The organism is Mesorhizobium sp. Cs1299R1N1 (assembly GCF_037179655.1).
Classification (GTDB): domain Bacteria; phylum Pseudomonadota; class Alphaproteobacteria; order Rhizobiales; family Rhizobiaceae; genus Mesorhizobium; species Mesorhizobium salmacidum.
This window is the reverse complement of the sequence record NZ_JAPYKR010000014.1, coordinates 28,097-47,773: the sequence shown is the minus strand read 5'-3', so window position 1 is coordinate 47,773 and position 19,677 is coordinate 28,097. Positions and strand designations below refer to the sequence as shown.

The 19,677-nt window shown below is 64.2% G+C and carries 22 protein-coding genes and 1 pseudogene; 17 read left to right on the top strand and 6 right to left on the bottom strand.

The features are described from left to right. The first annotated feature begins 3 nt into the window (after positions 1-3). The 8 genes from O7A70_RS26720 (at position 4) to O7A70_RS26685 (ending at position 6,036) form a co-directional block, all read left to right on the top strand. Positions 4-798, top strand: a complete 795-nt coding sequence (locus tag O7A70_RS26720; RefSeq protein ID WP_337143041.1) for an amino acid ABC transporter ATP-binding protein — start codon at positions 4-6, stop codon at positions 796-798. Positions 799-834: 36 nt separating this feature from the next. After that, on the top strand, positions 835-1,296 hold the full coding sequence (locus tag O7A70_RS26715; protein WP_027141856.1) for a RidA family protein: 462 nt from the start codon (positions 835-837) through the stop codon (positions 1,294-1,296). A 25-nt stretch (positions 1,297-1,321) separates the two neighbouring features. Then, complete coding sequence (locus tag O7A70_RS26710) at positions 1,322-2,527, top strand: aminotransferase class V-fold PLP-dependent enzyme (protein ID WP_337143040.1); 1,206 nt, start codon at positions 1,322-1,324, stop codon at positions 2,525-2,527. A 133-nt stretch (positions 2,528-2,660) separates the two neighbouring features. Continuing rightward, positions 2,661-2,882 carry a hypothetical protein gene (locus O7A70_RS26705; protein ID WP_337143039.1) on the top strand — a complete coding sequence of 74 codons (222 nt, stop codon included), beginning with the start codon at positions 2,661-2,663 and terminating at the stop codon, positions 2,880-2,882. A 43-nt stretch (positions 2,883-2,925) separates the two neighbouring features. Further along, complete coding sequence (locus O7A70_RS26700) at positions 2,926-3,465, top strand: sigma-70 family RNA polymerase sigma factor (RefSeq protein ID WP_337143038.1); 540 nt, start codon at positions 2,926-2,928, stop codon at positions 3,463-3,465. Continuing rightward, the gene (locus tag O7A70_RS26695; protein ID WP_337143037.1) at positions 3,462-4,367 is read left to right on the top strand and encodes an anti-sigma factor family protein; all 906 of its coding nucleotides are present in this window, start codon (positions 3,462-3,464) and stop codon (positions 4,365-4,367) included. Before O7A70_RS26700 ends, O7A70_RS26695 begins: the two co-directional genes overlap by 4 nt. A 98-nt stretch (positions 4,368-4,465) precedes the next feature. After that, positions 4,466-4,963: a 5-(carboxyamino)imidazole ribonucleotide mutase gene (purE, locus tag O7A70_RS26690; protein WP_027141852.1), complete on the top strand. Its 498-nt coding sequence runs from the start codon at positions 4,466-4,468 to the stop codon at positions 4,961-4,963. Continuing rightward, the gene (locus tag O7A70_RS26685) at positions 4,960-6,036 is read left to right on the top strand and encodes a 5-(carboxyamino)imidazole ribonucleotide synthase (protein ID WP_337143036.1); all 1,077 of its coding nucleotides are present in this window, start codon (positions 4,960-4,962) and stop codon (positions 6,034-6,036) included. The genes purE and O7A70_RS26685 overlap by 4 nt, the downstream gene beginning before the upstream one ends. 73 nt (positions 6,037-6,109) lie before the next feature. Here the strand turns inward: O7A70_RS26685 and O7A70_RS26680 are convergent, their stop codons facing one another. Continuing rightward, positions 6,110-6,532 carry a lysozyme inhibitor LprI family protein gene (locus O7A70_RS26680; RefSeq protein WP_337143035.1) on the bottom strand — a complete coding sequence of 141 codons (423 nt, stop codon included), beginning with the start codon at positions 6,530-6,532 and terminating at the stop codon, positions 6,110-6,112. A gap of 242 nt (positions 6,533-6,774) precedes the next feature. Between O7A70_RS26680 and ykgO the strand changes: the two genes are divergently transcribed. The 4 genes and pseudogenes from ykgO to O7A70_RS26660 all read left to right on the top strand — a co-directional run bounded on the left by ykgO (position 6,775) and on the right by O7A70_RS26660 (position 9,353). Beyond that, a complete protein-coding gene (ykgO, locus tag O7A70_RS26675; protein ID WP_006327841.1) occupies positions 6,775-6,900 on the top strand; it encodes a type B 50S ribosomal protein L36 in 126 nt (41 codons plus the stop codon). A 108-nt stretch (positions 6,901-7,008) separates the two neighbouring features. Further along, positions 7,009-7,656: a tetratricopeptide repeat protein gene (locus O7A70_RS26670; RefSeq protein ID WP_337143034.1), complete on the top strand. Its 648-nt coding sequence runs from the start codon at positions 7,009-7,011 to the stop codon at positions 7,654-7,656. Between the two features lie 76 nt (positions 7,657-7,732). Further along, complete coding sequence (locus tag O7A70_RS26665) at positions 7,733-8,800, top strand: alpha/beta fold hydrolase (RefSeq protein ID WP_337143033.1); 1,068 nt, start codon at positions 7,733-7,735, stop codon at positions 8,798-8,800. A 52-nt stretch (positions 8,801-8,852) separates the two neighbouring features. Further along, positions 8,853-9,353, top strand: a pseudogene (locus O7A70_RS26660) (hypothetical protein). On the opposite strand, the gene pyk reads toward O7A70_RS26660, so the two are convergent. After that, positions 9,326-10,756 (bottom strand): pyruvate kinase, encoded by a 1,431-nt coding sequence (gene pyk / locus O7A70_RS26655; protein ID WP_337143032.1) that lies wholly within the window; start codon positions 10,754-10,756, stop codon positions 9,326-9,328. The pseudogene O7A70_RS26660 and the gene pyk overlap by 28 nt on opposite strands. Further along, positions 10,753-11,199 carry a DUF1036 domain-containing protein gene (locus O7A70_RS26650; protein WP_245262044.1) on the bottom strand — a complete coding sequence of 149 codons (447 nt, stop codon included), beginning with the start codon at positions 11,197-11,199 and terminating at the stop codon, positions 10,753-10,755. Before O7A70_RS26650 ends, pyk begins: the two co-directional genes overlap by 4 nt. A gap of 287 nt (positions 11,200-11,486) precedes the next feature. Here O7A70_RS26650 and O7A70_RS26645 point away from each other — a divergent pair, with 287 nt between their 5' ends. From O7A70_RS26645 to O7A70_RS26635, 3 genes are all read left to right on the top strand, one after another. Continuing rightward, entirely contained in the window at positions 11,487-12,284 is a 798-nt protein-coding gene (locus O7A70_RS26645; RefSeq protein ID WP_337143031.1) for an N-formylglutamate amidohydrolase, read from the top strand. A gap of 11 nt (positions 12,285-12,295) precedes the next feature. Then, on the top strand, positions 12,296-12,604 hold the full coding sequence (locus O7A70_RS26640; protein WP_140509032.1) for a DUF1244 domain-containing protein: 309 nt from the start codon (positions 12,296-12,298) through the stop codon (positions 12,602-12,604). 98 nt (positions 12,605-12,702) lie between these two features. Next, positions 12,703-13,884, top strand: coding sequence for an MFS transporter (locus O7A70_RS26635; protein WP_337143030.1), 1,182 nt, complete (start codon positions 12,703-12,705; stop codon positions 13,882-13,884). On the opposite strand, the gene O7A70_RS26630 is transcribed toward O7A70_RS26635, so the two are convergent. Beyond that, positions 13,842-14,756, bottom strand: a complete 915-nt coding sequence (locus O7A70_RS26630) for a LysR family transcriptional regulator (RefSeq protein ID WP_337143029.1) — start codon at positions 14,754-14,756, stop codon at positions 13,842-13,844. The genes O7A70_RS26635 and O7A70_RS26630 overlap by 43 nt on opposite strands. A gap of 114 nt (positions 14,757-14,870) precedes the next feature. Here O7A70_RS26630 and O7A70_RS26625 point away from each other — a divergent pair, with 114 nt between their 5' ends. Both O7A70_RS26625 and O7A70_RS26620 read left to right on the top strand, forming a co-directional pair. Next, positions 14,871-15,080 carry a DUF680 domain-containing protein gene (locus tag O7A70_RS26625; protein WP_027141841.1) on the top strand — a complete coding sequence of 70 codons (210 nt, stop codon included), beginning with the start codon at positions 14,871-14,873 and terminating at the stop codon, positions 15,078-15,080. A gap of 129 nt (positions 15,081-15,209) precedes the next feature. Further along, positions 15,210-16,169 (top strand): SDR family oxidoreductase, encoded by a 960-nt coding sequence (locus tag O7A70_RS26620; RefSeq protein WP_337143028.1) that lies wholly within the window; start codon positions 15,210-15,212, stop codon positions 16,167-16,169. 38 nt (positions 16,170-16,207) lie between these two features. On the opposite strand, the gene O7A70_RS26615 is transcribed toward O7A70_RS26620, so the two are convergent. Together O7A70_RS26615 and O7A70_RS26610 are read right to left on the bottom strand one after the other, a co-directional pair. Beyond that, a complete protein-coding gene (locus O7A70_RS26615; RefSeq protein WP_337143027.1) occupies positions 16,208-16,366 on the bottom strand; it encodes a DUF3309 family protein in 159 nt (52 codons plus the stop codon). Between the two features lie 118 nt (positions 16,367-16,484). Then, complete coding sequence (locus tag O7A70_RS26610) at positions 16,485-19,661, bottom strand: efflux RND transporter permease subunit (protein ID WP_337143026.1); 3,177 nt, start codon at positions 19,659-19,661, stop codon at positions 16,485-16,487. Positions 19,662-19,677: the final 16 nt, after the last annotated feature.

Sequence of the window (19,677 nt, the reverse complement as noted above, 5' to 3'; positions counted from 1 at the left end):
ACGATGTCCGAAGCCCCAAACGCCGGTCCGGTACTGCTCGACGTGCGCGACGTCTCAAAAGCCTTCGGCACCGTCGAGGTGTTGCGCTCCGTCAGCCTTCAGGTGAAGCGCGGCGAGGTGGTGACTGTCATCGGCCCTTCCGGTAGCGGCAAGACCACCCTGCTGCGCTGCGTCAACTTCCTCGAAAGCTACGAAAGCGGCTCGATCCGCATCGATGGCAACGAGGTCGGCTACCGTGAGGCCGGAACGCGCCAGCGCCGCAGCGAGCGCGATCTTGCCGCCATGCGTGCCGAGACCGGCATGGTGTTCCAGAGCTTCAACCTGTTCCCTCACCTGACAGCGGCCGGCAACATCATGCTGGGCCTGACCAAGGTGCGGGGAAAGAAAGAGGCCGAGGCGCGATCGATCGCAGAACACTGGCTCGGCCGCGTCGGCCTCGCCCACAAGGCCGACAGCCTGCCGGCTGAACTCTCCGGCGGCCAGCAGCAGCGCGTCGGCATCGCCCGCGCCGTGGCCATGGAACCGAAGATCCTGCTGCTCGACGAGATCACCTCCGCCCTTGACCCCGAACTGGTCGGCGAGGTGCTGGCCGTGGTGCGCAGCCTGGCCGAGGACGGCATGACCATGCTGATGGTGACCCACGAAATGGCCTTCGCCCGCGACGCTTCGAGCCGCATCGTCTTCATGGCCGACGGCGGCGTCAGCGCCGTCGGACCGCCGAGGGAGATCCTCGCGGCGGAGACCACCAACGAGCGCCTCCGCACTTTCCTGGCGCGCTTCCGCGCCTCGCACTTCTAAACTCAGGCGGCCAGGCCGCCCAAGGAGCCTTCATCCATGACGCCTTATATCAGGCTCGCCGAACTCGGCCTGACGCTGCCCGAGCCGCCGACGCCGATCGCCAACTTCGTCACCCATGCCGAGAGCGGCCGGTTGATCTTCCTCTCCGGCCAGGGGCCGCTGCGCGCCGACGGCACACTTTGCACCGGCAAGGTCGGGGAGGATGTGACGGTCGAACAGGCCTATCAGCATGCCCGGCTGACCGGGCTCAACCTGCTTGCCGTCATGCATGCCGCCGCCGGCGATCTCGGCCGCATTGTGCGCGTCGTCAAGCTGCTCGGCTTCGTCAATGCGACGCCGACCTTCAGCGACCATCCAAAGGTGGTCAATGGCTGTTCGGACCTGTTCGCTAATGTCTTCGACAAGATCGGCGGCCACGCGCGCTCGGCGATCGGCGTCGGCTCGCTGCCTGGAAACATCACCGTCGAAATCGAAGCGGTCGTCGAGATCGCCGCCTGACCTGCCACCCACGGGATTTGCTCACATGAAAACCTATTCCGACACCGGCTCCAACACCACCATCCGCGAACGGCTGGGCTTGCGGCCGATCATCAACGTCTCCGGCACCATGACCGCGCTCGGCGCCTCGATCATCGTCCCGGAAGCCATCAGCGCCATGGCCGAAATGGCCTCGCAATGGGTGGAGATGGACGATCTCCAGCGCGCCGCGAGCACGGTTGTCGCGCGCCTCACTGGCGGCGAGGCCGGCTTCATCACCGCCTGTTGCGCGAGCGGCATCACCATGGCGATCGCCGGAGCGATGACCGGAACCAACCTGCTCGCCATCGAGCGTCTGCCCGACGACACCGGCGACCTCAAATCGGAAGTCGTCATCCAGCTTGGCCACATCGTCAATTACGGCGCGCCGATCGACCAGTCGGTCCGCGTTGCCGGCGCCAGGGTAGTGCCCGCCGGCACGGTCAGCGTCACCCAGGACTATCATGTGCGCGAAGCGATCAACGAGCGCACGGCGGCGGGCCTCTACGTCGTCGCCCACCACACCGTGCAATACGGCATGCTGTCGCTGGAGGAGTTCTGCGAGATCTGCCACGCCAAGGGCGTGCCTGTCATCGTCGACGCCGCGTCCGAATACGATCTGCGCTGTTTCCTCGCGCGCGGCGCCGATGTCGTCGTCTACAGCGGCCACAAATTCCTGAGCGGGCCGACCAGCGGCATCGTCACCGGCCGCAAGGACCTTGTGCGATCAGCCTATCTGCAGAACCGCGGCGTCGCCCGCGCCATGAAGGTCGGCAAGGAAAGCATCGCCGGCACCATGGCGGCGCTCGAAGCCTGGGAGAAGCGCGACCATGCCGGCATCCGCCGGCGCGAGGAGGCGGCACTCAATCTGTGGAAGGACGCTTTGCAGGGACTGCCGGGCATCGCCGCCATCATCATTCCCGACCCCACCGCCAATCCGCTCGACCGGCTGCAGATATTCGTCTCGCCCGAGAGCCGCTTCACCGCCGCCGGTCTTGCCTCGGCGCTTGCCGCCGGCTCGCCGCCGATCATCGTGCGCAACCATGAGGTCGAGCGCGGCCATTTCTTCCTCGACCCCTGTAATCTTCATCCGGGCGAGGCGGAACTCGTCGCTGAGCGCCTGCACGCCGTGCTGACCGCGAAGGAGCGCCCGGGCGACGCGATGAAAATTGCGCGCAAGGATTCGTCGGGTGTTTTGCGCTGGCCGGATTGATCGCCAACCGACCATGCCGAAAGCACCGGCTGATCACGCGACCGTGAACAGCCGGATTTGCCCGTGCGGGAATAAATCGTCTCCTCAACAAGTCTCCTCGACATACGCCACTACTGGCGTTGAGGAGATCGGCATGCCCCATCATCGCGAGCACAGCGAACCTGGCTGCGGCGGCAGCCGCCGTCATGCGCTGGCGAGCATGACCGTCGTCAGTCCCTCCTCCGTGGCGCGCTTTCCTTTCATGGCGCTTGACACTGGTGAGGCAGATGAATTCACTTTCAGCAAGGCAAGCGACTTTGCCCGTTTCCGGGGGCTTTGCCCCTGCAAGCCAGGCAAAATCGCTGGCGCATCTTGAGGCGGCACGGCCTGTCCGCTCCGGAGGGGATCATGGTGCTGCTTTGAGCGAGAGGGCCCAGGCAGAGCGCTTCAACCAGGTGGTGCTGCCGCATCTCGGCGACGCGCTGGCGCTTGCCCGCTGGCTGACCGGCAATGCCGCCGACGCCGAGGATGTCGTGCAGGACGCCTGCATCAAGGCGCATGCCGGCATGTCGGGCTATGCCGGCGGCAATGCCCGTGCCTGGCTGCTGACCATCGTGCGCAACACCTCCTACACCTGGATGGCTCGCAATCGGCCGCGCGCCATGATGGCCGTCGGTGATCTGGGCGATCTCGACGACATGGCGGCGGCCCATGGCACCAGCCTGCCCGATGGGGACGGTCCGGAAGCGAGCCTGATCGCCAGGGCCGATACGGCGGCACTCGAGGCGGCAATCGCTGCCCTGCCGCAGCCGTTTCGCGAAACGCTGGTGCTGCGCGACATTAACGGCCTCAGCTATCGCGAGATTGCGGCCATGCTCGACGTGCCGATCGGCACGGTGATGTCCAGGCTGGCCCGTGCCCGTAGCCTGCTGGCATCTGAACTGGGGAGAGCGCCATGACCGGCCATGACGACGGACTGCCCAATGATCCCGAAGGTATCAGACTGATGATCCACGCCCTTGTCGATGGCGAGCTTGATGCGGCGGCGGCCCTTGCCGTGGAGCGTCGCATCGCCGCCGACCCCCGGCTTGCCGCCGAGCATGCCCGCATACTTGCCTTGCGAGGCGCGGTCAGCCGCTTGCCGCGCCCCGAAGTCAGCGACGCCTTTCGGACCCGCATCGCGGCAATCGGCATGGCGGGCACCGACCAGCAGGACCAAGCCGATGCGGCCCAGCCGCAGCGCGGCACGCCGTCGAAGCTCCCGGGATTGATTGCCGGCGCAGGCCAGCGACGGGAAGCCGGGACGCGTCCTTCGCAGGCGCGGACATCGCCAAGGGCACGCCGCTTCGGCTCGTTCGACTGGCGCGCCATGGCCGCATCGATCATGATCAGCGCGGTGCTGGCCAGCGGCGCGACGCAATGGGTGATGTTCAACGGCGCGGAAGACGGCTTTGCCGCCGCTGTCGCCAGCGGCCATCGCCGCAGCCTGCTCGCCGCAAGCCCGATCGACATCGTTTCCTCCGACCGCCACACGGTCAAGCCTTGGCTCGACGCCCGGATCGGCGTCTCACCGCCCGCGCCGGACCTTGCCCAGGACGGTTTCGCCCTCATCGGCGGCCGGGTCGAGGTGATATCAGGCCGGCCGGTGCCGGCACTGGTCTACCGTCACCGTGAGCACCTGATCACGCTCGTCGCCGAACCGCAGCAGGGCGGCAAGACCACTCAGCCGGACGATCTTTCCTCCGGCGGCTTCGCGATGGTGCACTGGAGCGACGGCGCCTTCTCCTACTGGGCGATCTCCGACATGGAGCGGCCCGAACTCGACGACTTCGTCGCCCGCTTCCGCAAGGCGGCGGTATGAGCCGGATATGGCCATTGGCACCTCGCCGATGGCCTGAAATCCTTGCGGCCCCGCGCGAATTCCGCTAAGGCGCGCCTTTGTCGCCGGGGAGCAGAAGCTTGAACGATCAACGCGCCGACGTCGCCATCATCATGGGCAGCCAATCCGACTGGGCGACGATGCGCCAGGCAGCGGAGACGCTGGAGGCGCTTGGTGTCCCCCATAAGCGGCTGATCATTTCGGCGCACCGCACGCCCGACCGGCTTTATGAATTCGCCAAGGGCGCCAAGGCCGCCGGCTACAAGGTGATCATCGCAGGCGCCGGGGGGGCGGCGCATCTGCCCGGCATGACGGCGGCGATGACGCCATTGCCGGTGTTTGGCGTTCCGGTGGAATCGAAGGCGCTGTCGGGCCAGGATTCGCTGCTATCCATAGTCCAGATGCCGGCCGGCATTCCGGTCGGAACGCTGGCCATCGGCAAGGCAGGTGCGGCCAACGCCGCCCTCCTGGCCGCTGCCGTGCTGGCGCTCAATGACGACAAGCTTGCCCAGCGCCTCGACGCGTGGCGCGCCTCGCAGACCGCCAAGGTCGCGGCCGAACCGACGGATACACCGTGAGCCTGCCCGCCGGATCGACCATCGGCATCATTGGCGGCGGCCAGCTTGGTCGCATGCTGGCAATGGCCGCTGCCCGCCTCGGCTACCGCACCGTCGTGCTGGAGCCACAGCCGGATTGCCCGGCCGCCCAGGTCGCCAACCGGCAGATCACGGCCCCCTATGACGACCCGGCCGCGCTTGCTGAACTGGCCACGGCGAGCGCCGTTGTCACCTATGAATTCGAGAACGTGCCGGTGGCCGCTGCAACCGCGCTTGCCGCCAAGGTGCCGGTCTATCCGCCGCCGCGCGCGCTCGACGTGGCGCAGGACCGGGTGAGCGAAAAGACATTCCTCAACGGCATCGGCATCGCCACCGCCGATTTCAGTCCGGTCGACACCGACGACGGGCTGGCGGCGGCGCTCAAAGCATTCGACGGCAGCGGCATCCTGAAGACGCGGCGCATGGGCTATGACGGCAAGGGCCAGCGCGTCTTCCGCAACATCGAAGCCGGCGGTTTCGCCGGCACCTGCGAGGCAATGGGCAATGTGCCGCTGATCCTGGAAAGTTTCGTGCCGTTCGAGCGCGAGATTTCCGTTATCGCCGCGGGGGGGCTGGACGGCACTGTCGCCGGCTATGATCCGGCCGAAAACGTGCATCGCAATGGGATTCTCCACACATCGACCGTGCCGGCCGGCATTGCGCCGGCGACCGCGCGGGCCGCGAAAGACGCGGCGACGAAAATCCTGTCGGCGCTCGACTATGTCGGCGTCATCGGTGTCGAATTCTTCGTACTGGCCGACGGTTCGCTGCTGGCCAACGAGATCGCGCCCCGCGTCCACAATTCCGGCCACTGGACCGAAGCCGCCTGCATCGTTTCGCAGTTCGAGCAACATATCCGCGCCATTGCCGGCCTGCCGCTGGGCAGCCCCGACCGCCATTCCGATTGCGTGATGGAGAACCTGATCGGCGACGACGTGCTGCGCGTTCCCGAACTGCTCGCCGAGCCCGACCTGATGCTGCACCTCTACGGCAAGGCGGAAGCCCGGGCCGGCCGCAAGATGGGCCACTTCACACGCATCAGCCGCCGCGGTTAGAGCAATTCCGGGAAAAATGTGTAACGGTTTTCCGTCCGGAATTGCGTAACAACCGCTCTGATACCAAACACGCCTATTGCACCTCGTCGCTCTCGTCCTCGCCGGGACTGGCGCAAGTCGCATCGCCTTCCTCGCAATTGGCCGAGGCGGCGAGCTGCTTGATGCGATCATTGGTCAGCCCGGTCAGGCATTGCGAGACCTCCATCGCATGGATGGACCCGCCTTGGCTGGCGGCTGTGGAATGCGTGCACTCGGCGTCGCGGAAGGCGATCCAGGCCCGTTGCGCCGCCTGCAGCGATCTCTTTCCATCGGCATCATCGGAGCTGATCAGGTCCTGATAGGCCTTGTTGAGCCTGGCGTCGGCGGCTTGATAGTCCTCGCCGACACAGATGTTCATCATTTGCTGGCTGTCGTCGGAACGGTCGCATTCCTGCGCTCGGGCAGCCGCGCTCGCCGCCAGGACGACGAGGCAGGCGGACAGGAATATTCGGCGCATGGTCGTCCCCAAATCACTTGAAGCAAACGGCATCATCCCAGCCGGCTCATGGCCGCGCAATGCCACGGGGCCGACATGGCGGATATTTGATGATATCAGGACGCGGAGCACGCTTGCGATCGACTTACGGTTGACATGGGCAAGGCTCCTCGTTTATGAGCCACCCACCGTTCAAAAGGCGCGTCTTCTGGCGCGCCTTAAAATTTCGACCCGGAACCGGGTCCACACCGACAGGCAAGACCATGAAGATCAAGAATTCGCTCAAGGCGCTGAAGGCGCGTCACCGCGACAACCAGCTGGTTCGCCGCAAGGGCCGCGTCTACATCATCAACAAGACCGCCCCCCGCTACAAGGCGCGCCAGGGTTGAGTTTTCGGCCGGAGGCTTTTTGCCTCCGCCCATTGATGTTTGTCGGCCTGCCGATCTTCTCACGCTAAATCACTTTGATGTTCCGCCGCCCGGGAGTAAACTCGGGCGATGCGGATTCTTTTTGCATTCTTGACGACTTTCCTGGTTTCCGGCGTCATCTCCCTGCCGACGCAGGCCGGTGATCGGCCGATCGCGGTCGCAGCCACGGATGGTCAGTCGGCGCCCTCCGATGCCCAGCCCGCGGCCCGGGACACTCCGGCCCCGCCAATGACGAAGCAGGCGCGGATCGACAAGCTGTTCTCCGACCTGAAACGCGAGCGCAACGAAAAGGCCGCCGAGCGCATTGCCGGCAACATCTGGAACGAATGGTTCCAGTCCGGCAGCGCCTCGATCGACCTGATGATGCAGTGGTCGCAAAAAGCGATGAACGATCGGAAGTTCGATGTCGCGCTCGATTTCCTGGACCAGGTGGTGACCTTGCAGCCAAACTACGCCGAAGGCTGGAACCGCCGCGCCACCGTGCATTTCATGATGAAGAACTACGGCAAGTCGATGGCCGACATCGACCGCGCGCTGCAGCTCGAGCCACGCCATTTCGGCGCGCTGTCGGGCCTGGCCCAGATCATGGCGGAGACAGGCCACAAGCAATCGGCGCTCGAGGCCTGGCAAAAGGTGCTGGCCATCTACCCGATGATGCGCAGCGCCCAGAACCAGGTCGCCACCCTGTCGGAAGAGCTTGCCGGCGAAGGCATTTGATAGACTGGGGAAGAGCCCCTACTCCCCTACTCCCCTACTCCCCTACTTATCCCCCTCCATTCCCGTATATTCCCGCATGAACCTGATCTATGCCGCGCTCGCCTTCCTGATGGCGCTTGTCCTTGCCCTTGTCGGCGTGACCCGCGTCGGCTCATGGCTGATCGAGCACCGCAGTCCGCCGGCCGGCGAATTCGCCGACATCGACGGCGCCCTCATCCACTATGTCCACATCCCCGCCCCAGCCGATGCGGATCTGCCTCCGATCGTCTTCATCCATGGCGCCAGCGCCAATCTCAGGGATCAGATGCTGCCGTTGAGGCCACTGCTCGAAGGCCGTGCCGAAATGCTGTTCTTCGACCGGCCGGGCTTTGGCTGGTCGGGACGCGGCCCAGGCAACAATGAGGATCCATCGGCGCAAGCCGCAACCATTGCCGCACTGATGGGCCGTCTCGGCATCAGGAGGGCAATCATTGTCGGCCATTCCTTCGGCGGCGTGGTGACGGCGGCTTTCGGCCGCGAGCATGCGGACAAGACGCTCGGCCTCGTCTTCCTGGCACCGGCAACCCATCCCTGGCCGGGCGGCGCGACGTCCTGGTACTACGACCTGACCATCATTCCGGTGATCGGCCGGCTGTTCTCCGAGACCCTGAGCTATCCTGCGGGAACATTGCGGATGGCGGACGCCACGACCTGCGTCTTCTCGCCCAACAAGGCGCCGGACAATTATCTCGCCTCAGCCGCGATCCCGCTGGTGCTGCGGCCATCGGCCTTCCGCGCCAATGCCACCGACGTCGCCGGCCTCTATCGGTATGCACTTGGCGCCGCGCCTCGTTACAAAGAAATCACGGCGCCGACCGTGGTCATCTCCGGCGACCGCGACAAGGTCGTCTACGCGCATATCCATTCCGTTGGCCTGGTGCGCGACATCTCAGGCGCCGAGCTCGTCTGGGTGCATAATCTCGGTCACAAGCCGGACTGGATCGCCGCCGACCTCGTCATCGGCGCCATCGAGAGGGTCGCCGGCAGGGATATCGATCTGCGGGCGATTGCCAGGAAGGTGGAGGCACGGATCGCCGGCGACGCCTATGGCGTGGGCAAATGCGCCGACATCAAGGAACCTGGAGCGGAACTCGCGCCGACCTGATGCATGCCATCCGAAAATGGTCATCACAAGACGCCACCGGGACCTGAGCGGCATGTACATCCTGAAACACGGCATAAAGAGAAATCCCGAAAAGCGGTGGGCGTTGCCGGATCGCATCTTCTTCGGGCACGGCGCATGCGCCATTCTTGCCGGCACCTTCCTCAAGCATCCGCCTGTGGAGGGATTTTACGGCGAACGGATCATTCCTGACGAAGGCTTTTCAGGAAACCATATCTAAGTGACGGACGGCCTGATCGCTTTCGACTATCACGGCTATTGCGCGCGAGAGCGGTTGCTCGAACACCATGAAAGGGGCTGGGCCTCGCGGAACGCCGGATGGCGTTGCACGATTGCGAAGGTCGATTTCGATCTGCTCGATACCACCGAGCTCAACCCGCGAAAGATGCTGGGCCCGGATCAGTATCTGTACGATCCTATCCCCCGCGCGCGGCGGTTTCTCCAGCGAAGAAACCACGCGGAAGCCGCGGCAGGAGCGCTCAGCATCGCGACCAGGCTGGCGGCCGATTACCGGCCGGTTTCCGATCCGACATAGGCAATGCGCAGCATGTTGGTCGATCCCGGGGTTCGCAGCGGCACGCCTGCGGTGATGATGACCCGGTCGCCCGGCTTGCCAAAGTCTTCTTCCAGCGCAATGCGGCAGGCGCGGTTGACCATGTCATCGAGATCAGTGGCGTCCGGCGACACGACGCAATGCGTGCCCCACAAAAGCGACAGCCGCCGCGCCGTGTTGACGATCGGCGACAGCGCGATTATCGGCACTTGCGGGCGCTCGCGCGCGGCGCGCAGGCCGGTGGTGCCTGATGCCGTGTAGGTGACGATCGCCGACAGTTTCAGCGTTTCGGCGATTTCGCGGGCGGCCAGCGAAATGGCGTCGGCGCCGGTCGCTTCCGGCTCCGAACGTTGTGCGTTGATGATGCCGGCATAAGTCGGATCTGTTTCGACTTTGGTGGCGATGCGGTTCATCATGGCAACCGCCTCGACTGGATAAGCGCCCGCCGCCGATTCCGCCGACAGCATGATGGCGTCGGCGCCTTCGAAGACGGCGATCGAAACGTCGGAGACCTCGGCGCGGGTCGGCACAGGGGCGGTGATCATCGATTCCAGCATCTGGGTGGCGACCACCACAGGCTTGCCGGCGCGGCGCGCGGCGCGCGTGATCTGCTTCTGGATGCCGGGCACGGCTTCCAGCGGCATCTCGACGCCGAGATCGCCGCGGGCAACCATCAGCGCGTCGGACAATTCGATGATCTCGGCCAGGCGGGTGACGGCCTGCGGCTTTTCGATCTTGGCCATGATGAGCGCGCGGCCGCGCGCGATCTTGCGCGCTTCGGCCAAGTCTTCCGGCCGCTGCACGAAGGACAACGCAACCCAGTCGACGCCCGTGGCGAGCACCGCGTCGAGGTCCTTGCGGTCCTTCTCGGTCAGCGCGCCGACCGGCAGGTCGGTGTCGGGCAGGCTGACGCCCTTCTTGTCGGAAATGGTGGTGCCGGCAATGACGGTGCAGGCGATCGACTTGCCGTCGCTCTTCACCGCCTTCAGCTCGAGCTTGCCGTCGTCGATCAGGAGGCGATGGCCAGCCTCGACCGAACTCAGGATTTCAGGATGCGGCAGGTAGACCCTGGTCGAGGTGCCGGGCTCGGGATTGTCGTCAAGCGTGAACGTCTGGCCCAGCGTCAGCACTTCCTTGCCGTTGGCGAACTTGCCGACGCGCAGCTTCGGACCTTGCAGGTCGGCCAGGATGCCGATCGGCCGGCCGACTTTTTCCTCGACGGCGCGGATGCGTGCGACCAGCGTGCGCATCAGCTCATGATCGGTATGGCTCATATTGATGCGGAAGACATCCGCACCAGCTTCAAACAGCTTCTGCAGCATCTCCTCGGACGAGGAGGCCGGACCGATTGTGGCTAGGATCTTGACCTTGCGGCTACGTCTCATTGACTATTCGTTCCCGGGGCGGCTGGGGCGCCTCCCGTTGCGGGCTCATCGGTGAGCTGGACCATCCAGCTTGCCTGCTCGCCCGTGTCATATTCCTGGAATCCGGCGCGCTGGAAGCCTCGGGCGACGCAGTCGCTTACGCCGGCGATCTTGAACTCTTTTTCAGCCACGCACATGTTGATCGGGCCGTCCCAGCGTCCACCGCGCTCCGCGTCTTCTGCATAAAGATAATAAAACCTTGATGACAGCGGCCCTTCGATCAACGTCTTGCAGCTCGATCCTTCGATGTGCCACCAGCCCTCGGTGATCCAGCCGGCTTTGGCACGATAGCCGATGCCGACGCCGACCAGGTTCTGTGTGGCGTTGCAGACGCGGAAATCGGCGCGCGCCGGCGAGGCCATGACCATAGCCGACACGCCGACGGTCAGGATCAGGAGCGGCATGGCGAAGCCGGAGCGCATGCGCTGCCTGCCGGCGGAACCCATTCCAAAACCCCTCAAGAACCACATCAGCATCTCTCTGCGCCCCTTTTCGGAAAAGTCCGGGCGCATGTCAACGCACCGTTTCAACCAATCCAATCGATTTAGGAAGGCTCTCGGCGCACGATCCGTCGCCCCTTGCCAGATTTCAGCGGAAACCTTGGCCAAACAACGGCATTGCGCACGCGTCGTCTTCGTGGAATGACGATAGCACCCTCCCCGGAAGCCAGCGAACAGCCCATTTCCCGCCAATGACCCGATCCACAGTTTTCGCGCCATTCGATATCGTCGAGGGCGACCGCAAGCGAGGCATCGTGCTCCTGGCCGACCATGCCCGCCGCGACCTGCCGGAGGACTATGGCAGCCTGGGGCTGCCGTCGGTCGAATTCGAGCGCCATATCGCTTACGACATCGGCGTCGAAGCCGTGACGCGCGAACTGGCGGCCCTGCTGGATGCGCCTGCGGTGCTCGCCAATTTCTCACGGCTGCTGATCGATCCCAATCGCGGCGAGGACGATCCAACCCTCATTCGCCAGCTCTACGACGGCACCATTATTCCGGGAAATTATCCCCTGGCGCCGGAGGAACGCGAAAGGCGGCTTGATCGCTTCTACCGTCCCTATCACGATGCGATCGGCGCCATGATTGCATCGGTCGCGCAAGCCGCCGGCAAGGCGCCCTTCATCTTCTCGGTGCACTCCTTCACGCCTGCCATGCAAGGCAAGCAGCGGCCCTGGCACGTCGGCATCCTCTGGGACAAGGACGACCGGGTGGCGCGGCTGCTGATCGACATGCTGGCTGAAGACAAAGACCTCATCGTCGGCGACAACGAACCGTATGACGGCGCTCTGCACGGCGACACCATGTTCAAGCACGCCATCGTCAATGGCTATGCCCATGCGCTGATCGAAATCCGCCAGGACCTGATAGCGGACCAGAAGGGCGCCAGCGCCTGGGCCGAACGGCTGGCGCCGATCGTTGACGCCATCGACCGCCGTCCCGATATACATGCGGTAAAGATGTTCGGCTCGCGTACCGGGCCGCTATGATGGAGGTTTCGATGACCGAACTCAGCGACGAAAAGAAGCGCGACTTCGAAGCCGCTGCCTTTCGCCGGCTGGTCGAGCATTTGCGCGAACGCGGCGACGTGCAGAATATCGACCTGATGAACCTCGCCGGTTTCTGTCGCAACTGCCTGTCGAACTGGTATCGCGAGGCGGCCAATGCCGAGGGTGTCGATCTCTCGAAGGACCAGTCGCGCGAGATCGTCTACGGCATGCCCTATGCGCAGTGGCAGGCGCTCAACCAGACAGAGGCTTCGGATGCCAAGAAGGCGGAATTCGAAGCCAGGCGTCCCAAGGATCACTGAGTCCGTTTGGCCCAAATGCTTTCCCGAAAGAGCGCTTGACTGAAAATTGAATCGATCTAATTTGCCGCGCAAAGCCATTTTCTGACCGGATTCGCCTCATGAACGCGCCGAACGCCATGCAGACTGCCATTCGCGGCCGATGGGCAGTCGCGGCCATTTTCCTCGCCAATGGCTTCCTGACCGGCAGCTGGGCGCCACAGATTCCGGTATTCCTGACGCGGCTGGACATCTCGAAATTCACGCTCGGCCTGCTGATCCTTTTGTTCGGGGCCGGCGCGGTCACCGCCATGACATGGTGCGGCCACCTGATCTCCAAACATGGCTCGCGCACCGTGCTGCGCTGGTTCGGTCTCTGCGGCAGCCTCGGCCTGCTGGTCGTGGCGCTGGCGCCCGACGTGCCGCTGGCGGCCGTCGCCATGTTCATCTTCGGCGGCTCGATCGGCGGCATGGATGTAGCCATGAATGCCAATGCGGTGGTGGTGGAACGGCGGCTGGGGCGCGCCATCATGTCCTCGTCGCACGGCTTCTGGAGCCTCGGCGGTTTCGCCGGCGGCGCCCTTGGCGGCTTTGCCATCCAGAATTATGGCCACCTCGCCCATGCTTCGGTGGTGACCGCGCTCGCCTTCGCGGCAATCGCGGCGGCGGTGCCCCATATCGTGGCCGAAAACAAGCCGCAGGCGGCCGAGCATCATAAATTCGCCCTGCCGGCAAATCCGTTGGTCTACCTGATCGGCCTGATGGCCCTGCTGACGATGATTTCCGAGGGCGCGGTGCTCGATTGGGCGGCGCTCTATCTGCGGCAGGAACTCGGCGCCGACCTCGCCGTCGCCGGCCTTGCCTATGCGGCCTTCTCCGGCGTCATGGCGATCATGCGCTTTTTCGGCGATGGCGTCCGCAACCGCTTCGGCGCGGTGATGACATTGCGCGGCTCAGCCATCGTCGCGGCCGCCGGCATGCTGATCGCCGGCCTGTCGCCCTCGCCCTGGCTCGCCATATCAGCCTTTGCGTTGTGCGGCTTCGGCATCGCCAACATGGTGCCGATCATCTTTTCGGCCGGCGGCAACCAGGAAGGCATGTCGTCGGGCACCGGCATGAGCGTCGTCACCACCATGGGTTATTCCGGCATTCTGGTGGCGCCGTCGGCGATCGGCTTCGTCGCCGAGCATTCCAGCTTCGGCCCGATCTTCATCGCCATGGCGGTTCTGCTTATCGTCGTCTTGCTGATGGCCGGATTGGCTCACCGCGCCGAATTCGCTCCGGATGCCGCGCCCGCCGAATAACGTTTCAATTCCTCATGGAGAAAGTCGGCCACACGGCGGATGCGCACGCTGCCGCGCACGTCGCGATGCATGGCCAGCCATATCGGGAGAGCAGGCAATGGCAGTCCGGGCAACACCTTTTCCACCAGCGGATCGCGGTCTGCCAGCGGCTCCTGGCCAAGACCAATGCCGTTTCCCGCCCGCACCGCTTCCCAGAGCACGGTCTGATTGTCGGCCCTGAAGCGGAAACTGCTTCGGGTGACCGGGATACCATATTGGGAAAAGGCTCGGATCATCTCGTCGCTGCGATCGAAGCCGATCAGGGCGTGATGGACGAGATCGGCCGGCCCCATGGGACGGCCGCGCCCATCGAGATAGGAGATGGCCGCGCAGGCGCAGAGCGGGATATCGCAGACCTTGCGCGCCACCAGTTCGTTCTGCGCCGGCTTGACCATGCGGATGGCAATGTCGGCATCCCGGCGCAACAAGTTCTCGACCTGGTTCGACGCAACGATCTCGACCTCGATGCCGGGTTCCTCGATGCCGAGCCGCGCCGTCATGTCGGGCAGCACATAGGCGGCCACCACTTCACTGGCGGCAATCCGCACCGTGCCTTCGATCGCCTCGACCGAGCCCAGCGCGAGCCGTGAGAAGGCACTAGCCTGTTCGCTCACCACCTTGCCGCGTTCGAATAGCGTGGCTCCCGCTTCCGTCAGCGCGTAGCCGTTTCGCCCGCGCCGGAAAAGCGTGACGCCGAGCGCCTGTTCCAACTCCCCGATGTGACGTCCAAGCGTCGGCTGGCTTGCCGACAGCTTTCGCGCCGCGGCCGACAGGCTGCCGGTTTCCGCCACGGTGACAAAGCTCTTGATCAGGTTCCAGTCGATGTCATCCATTCAATAATGAATATCAAACCTGCATTCATAGTCAATTTCAATTCATTGATGAATCAATCATATTCACCCTGCAAACACCGATACGGACTGCAACAACCAACCAGGAGTAATCCAATGACCAAGATCGCACTCACCGCCGCTGCCCTTCTCATCGCCGCCAGCACCGCTTTTGCCGGCAGCGACAAGTTTGGCTCGGGCAATGCCAGCCAGCCGGCCGTCGCCGGCACCGACAATACGACCACGACCTCGATCAGCGAATCGGAGCCGACCAATCAGAAGCCTGTCATACCGGGCAGCAACCGCGACCTCTTCGGCAGCCGCTGAACGACGGTCCTCGGAAGATCCAGAAAGCGGCGGGCTTGTCCCGTCGCTTCACGGCAAACCCGCACTTCAAAACAAACCCCGGCACTCCAAAACGAATCCCCGCACTTCAAACGAACAAGGAGACGAAGAATGACCAAGATCGCAATTCTCGGCGCCAATGGCCGGCTCGGTCGCGTGGTTGCCAAGGCCTTCATCGACGCCGGCTTCGACGTCCGCGCAGTCACCCGTACCGGCAAGGTGCCGGCTGAGCTTAAGGGCGCCACGGCTGTTGCCGGCGATGCGCTGGATCGCCAATCGCTGATCCAGGCCACCGAGGGCGTCGAAATCATCTTCAACGGCCTCAACCCGATCTACACCGACTGGGGCAAGTGCCTGCCGATGGCAGAAAATGTCATGGCCGCCTGCCATGCCAACGGCGCGCTGCACCTCTTCCCCGGCACCGTCTACAATTACGGCTCGCCAATGCCGGCGGTGATCACGGAAGACACCCCCTTCCACCCGACCGCTGAAAAGGGCCGCATTCGCTGCGCCATGGAGGATTTGTTCCGCCGTGAGGCCGAGGCCGGCCGCGTGCGCACCATTATTCTGCGCGCAGGCGATTTCTTCGGTGGCACCGGCAGCGGCTCCTGGTTTGACCAGATCGTCGCCGCCAAGATCAACAAGGGCATCTACACCGCGCCTGGTCCGTCCGACCTCGTGCATGAATGGGCCTATCTCCCGGACTTCGCAGTCGGTTTCGTCGCGCTGGCCCGCAATCTCGACAAGCTCGGCCTCTATGAGGCGCTGAACTTTCCGGGACACGCAGTCACCGATCTTCAGATCAAGGCGGCCGCCGAGAAGGCCATCGGCCATCAGCTCAAGATGACTTCCATGCCCTGGTGGGTGCTGCGCGCCGGCAGCCCGTTCGTGGCGATGTGGCGCGAGATAGTCTCGATGTCATACCTGCGCTTCGAGCCGCACCGTCTGGCCTCGACGCGGCTGGAAGGCATCATCGGCGAAATCCCCCACACGCCGCTCGACCAGGCGGTCGCCGAGGCTCTCGAAGATATCGGCATCGCTACCGTAAATGGCACCGCGGAAGCAGCCTGAGGCTCGTCGCGGCCAAGCCGGCCAGCGGCAACAGCCGCTCAGAGCCGTCCCATCAACACCAGCACGAGAATCACCACCAGCACCACACCGACAATGCCCGAAGGTCCATAGCCCCAGGATCGCGAGTGTGGCCAGGCCGGCACCGCTCCGATGAGGACAAGGATCAGGACGATGATGAGGATGGTGCTGATCGGCATGACAAATTCCCCGCTCTGCGTTGCTTCGGAGACGATGCGTGGCATCGGCCTTGGGGAAAATGCAAAAGGCCGCCCGGTTGTTCCGGGCGGCCTTTGCCAGTCAGATCGGCAAGCCTGTCTATTCGGCGGCTTTCGGGTAGGCAATTGCCGGCTCGGCGCCTGCATCCGCTGCCGGCGTGTCCGACGAGATCTCGCCCTTGCCGCGCCGGAACAGGCGGCTGAACCAGCCGCGCCGCGCACCGGGTTTGACCTTGGCGCGCGTGAACACCATCAGCATCGACGGCGTCACCACCAGCGTCAGGATGGTGGCGAAGGACAGGCCGAAGACGATCGCCGAGGACAGCGAAATCCACCATTGCGTCGACGGCGCGTTGATCGTCGTCTCGTGATGGAAGATTTCGAGCCCAAGCCCGAAGGCGATCGGCAGCACGCCGAGAATGGCCGATACCGCCGTCAGCACGACCGGGCGGGCACGCTCGCGGCAGGTCTGCAGCACCGCGTCCATCTTGTCCCAGCCCTCTTCACGCAGCCGGTCATAGGTGTCGATCAGCACGATGTTATTGTTGACCACCACGCCGGCCAGCGCGATGACGCCGATGCCCGACATGACGATGCCGAACGTCTCGCCCGTGATCAGCAGTCCGAGGAACACGCCGATCGTCGCCATGACCACGCAGGACAGCACCAGCCAGACGCTGGTGAACTTGTTGAACTGCGCCAGCAGCACCAGGAAGATCAGGAAGATAGCGGCACCGAAGGCTTTGCTGAGGAAGGCGCTGGCCTCCGCGCTGTCCTCGTTCGAGCCGGCAAGCTTCCAGCGGATGCCGCTGCCGAGATTCATGTCGGTGACCGCCTGGGTAACCTGCTGCTGCACGGCGGCGACCTGGGCGCCGGCGGCAACGTTGGCCTGCACCACCACGGTACGGGCGCCGTCGATGCGGTTGAGGATGCCGACGCTCGGCTTCGCCTTGCGCGCGACGAAGTTCGAGATCGGCACCGATCCTTGCGAGGTCTGCACCCTGAGCTCGTCGAGCGTCGACAGCGTGCGCCGGTCCTCCGGCAAGCGCAGCCGGATGTCGACCGCCTTGTCAGCACCGGCAGGCCGGTATTCCGAAAGCTTCAGGCCGTTGGTGACGAGCTGCACCACCGTCCCGACCGAGGTCGGGCTGATGCCATACTGGGCAGCCTTGGCCCGGTCGACCTCGAGTGCCCAATCGACGCCGGGCGGCGGCAAGCCATCGGAAATGTCGATGACGCCGGGCACCTTGGCGATACGCGCGGCGACTTCGCGCGCCTTCTCGTCCAATCCCTTGGGGTCGATGGCCGAAAGCCTGATCTGGATCGGCTTGCCGGTCGGCGGGCCGGCTTCCGGCACGCGCACCTCGACATCGACGCCGGGAATGCCGGCCATGACGCCACGCAGGTCGTTCAGGATATCGTTGGCCGATTTGCGCTCGCGCCAATCGATGAATTCGTACTGGATGACGCCGACGACGTCTTCGGGCACATCCTGGCCGCCGCCCTCGGACTTGCCGACGCGGGTATAGACCGACTTCACGCCCGGCCAGCCGAGCAGCCGGTTTTCGGCAATCTTGGTCGCGGTATCCATTTCGGCCAGCGAAAGGTTGCCGCGGGCATGCACATAGAGCAGGCCGTAGTCGGGTTCGACGCTCGGGAAGAACTCGACGCCGGCTCCGTACTTCGAATAACCAACGAAGATGCCGGCCAGCAAGACGACGGTCAGCACCATCACGGTGATGGGGAAGCGTACTGCCTGCTTGACGACAGCCATGTACCAGCCGTCGCGATTGCCATCCTCGTGATGCTGCGGCGCCTTGGCGAAGATCGCCCCCAGCGTCGGCGCGAAGACCAGCGCATAGAGCATCGAGGCCGACAGCGTGACGATCAGCGTGATCGGCATGTACTTCATGAAATCGCCGATGATCCCCGGCCAGAACAGCAGCGGCGAGAAGGCGGCGATTCGCGTCATCGTTGCCGCGATGACCGGACCGGCCATGCGCTTGGCGGCGAGCGCGAAGGCTTCCTGCTTCGGCATGCCCTCGCTCATCCGTCGCTCGGCGAACTCGGTGACGATGATGGCATCGTCGACCAGCATGCCGACGGCCAGGATCAGGCTGAACAGCACGATCATGTTGATCGTGTAGCCCATCATGGCCAGCAGCAGGATGCCGATCAGGAAGGATGACGGAATGGCCAGCCCAATGAGCAGCGAGGCCCGCCCGGACAGCGCGTAGAGGATGACGATGAACACCAGGATGACGGCGATCATCACGTGGTTCTGCAGATCGCCGAGCAACTGGTTGACGAAGACCGACTTGTCCTGCGTGTAGGTGACGTGCATGCCTTCGGGCATGGTCTTGACGAAGGTGTCGGACACCTCCCTGACCTTGGTGAGCGTGTCGATCAAATTGGCGCCGATACGCTTCTTGACCTCGATGGCGATGGCCGGCTTGCCGTTGAGGCGCGTGATCGTCGTGGCATCGGCGAAGGTCGAGCGGATCGTCGCGATGTCCTTGGCCTGAACCACGGCATTGGGACCGGCAACCACGGGAAGTGCCGCCACATCCTCGGGCTTCTCGATAAGCGACGGCACCTTGACTGCGTATTTACCCTGGGAGCCCTCGATGTTGCCGGCGGCGACCAGGCTGTTGGACGCACCGACTGCGCCGATCAGCTGATCGAGCTGCAAGCCGTAGGAAGACAGTTTCATCGGATCGATGACGACTTCGACCAGATCGTCGCGGGAGCCCTGCAGGGAACCTTCGAGGACGCCGGGCACTTCCTCGATACGGTCGCGCAGTTCGCGCGCCGCGGCCGCCAGCACGCGTTCGGGCAATTCGCCCGACAGCGTGACGACGAGCACCGGAAATTCGGAAATGTTGACCTCGGTGACGACCGGCTCCTCGGCCGCCTGCGGCAGGTCGGCCTTGCCGTCCTGAACCTTGGAGCGCGTATCCTGCAGTGCCGTCGCCAGGTTCGTCTGCGGCTGGAACTCGACCAGCACATAGCCGCCGCCCTGGAAAGCGGCCGAGCGCATCTCCTTGAGGCCCTTCAGGCTCTTCAGCTTGCTTTCCATCGGCCGCAGCAGAAGGCGCTCGGAATCTTCAGGCGAAATGCCTTGATAGATCAGGCTGACATACATCATCGGAATCGGAACGTCGGGTTCCGCTTCCTTCGGTGTCGACTGATAGGCGACCCAGCCTGCAATCAGCAGGAAGACCAGGACCGAGATGGTCAGGCGGGCATTGTTGATTGCGAGTCTGACGATATCCATGACTTATGCCTGCTGT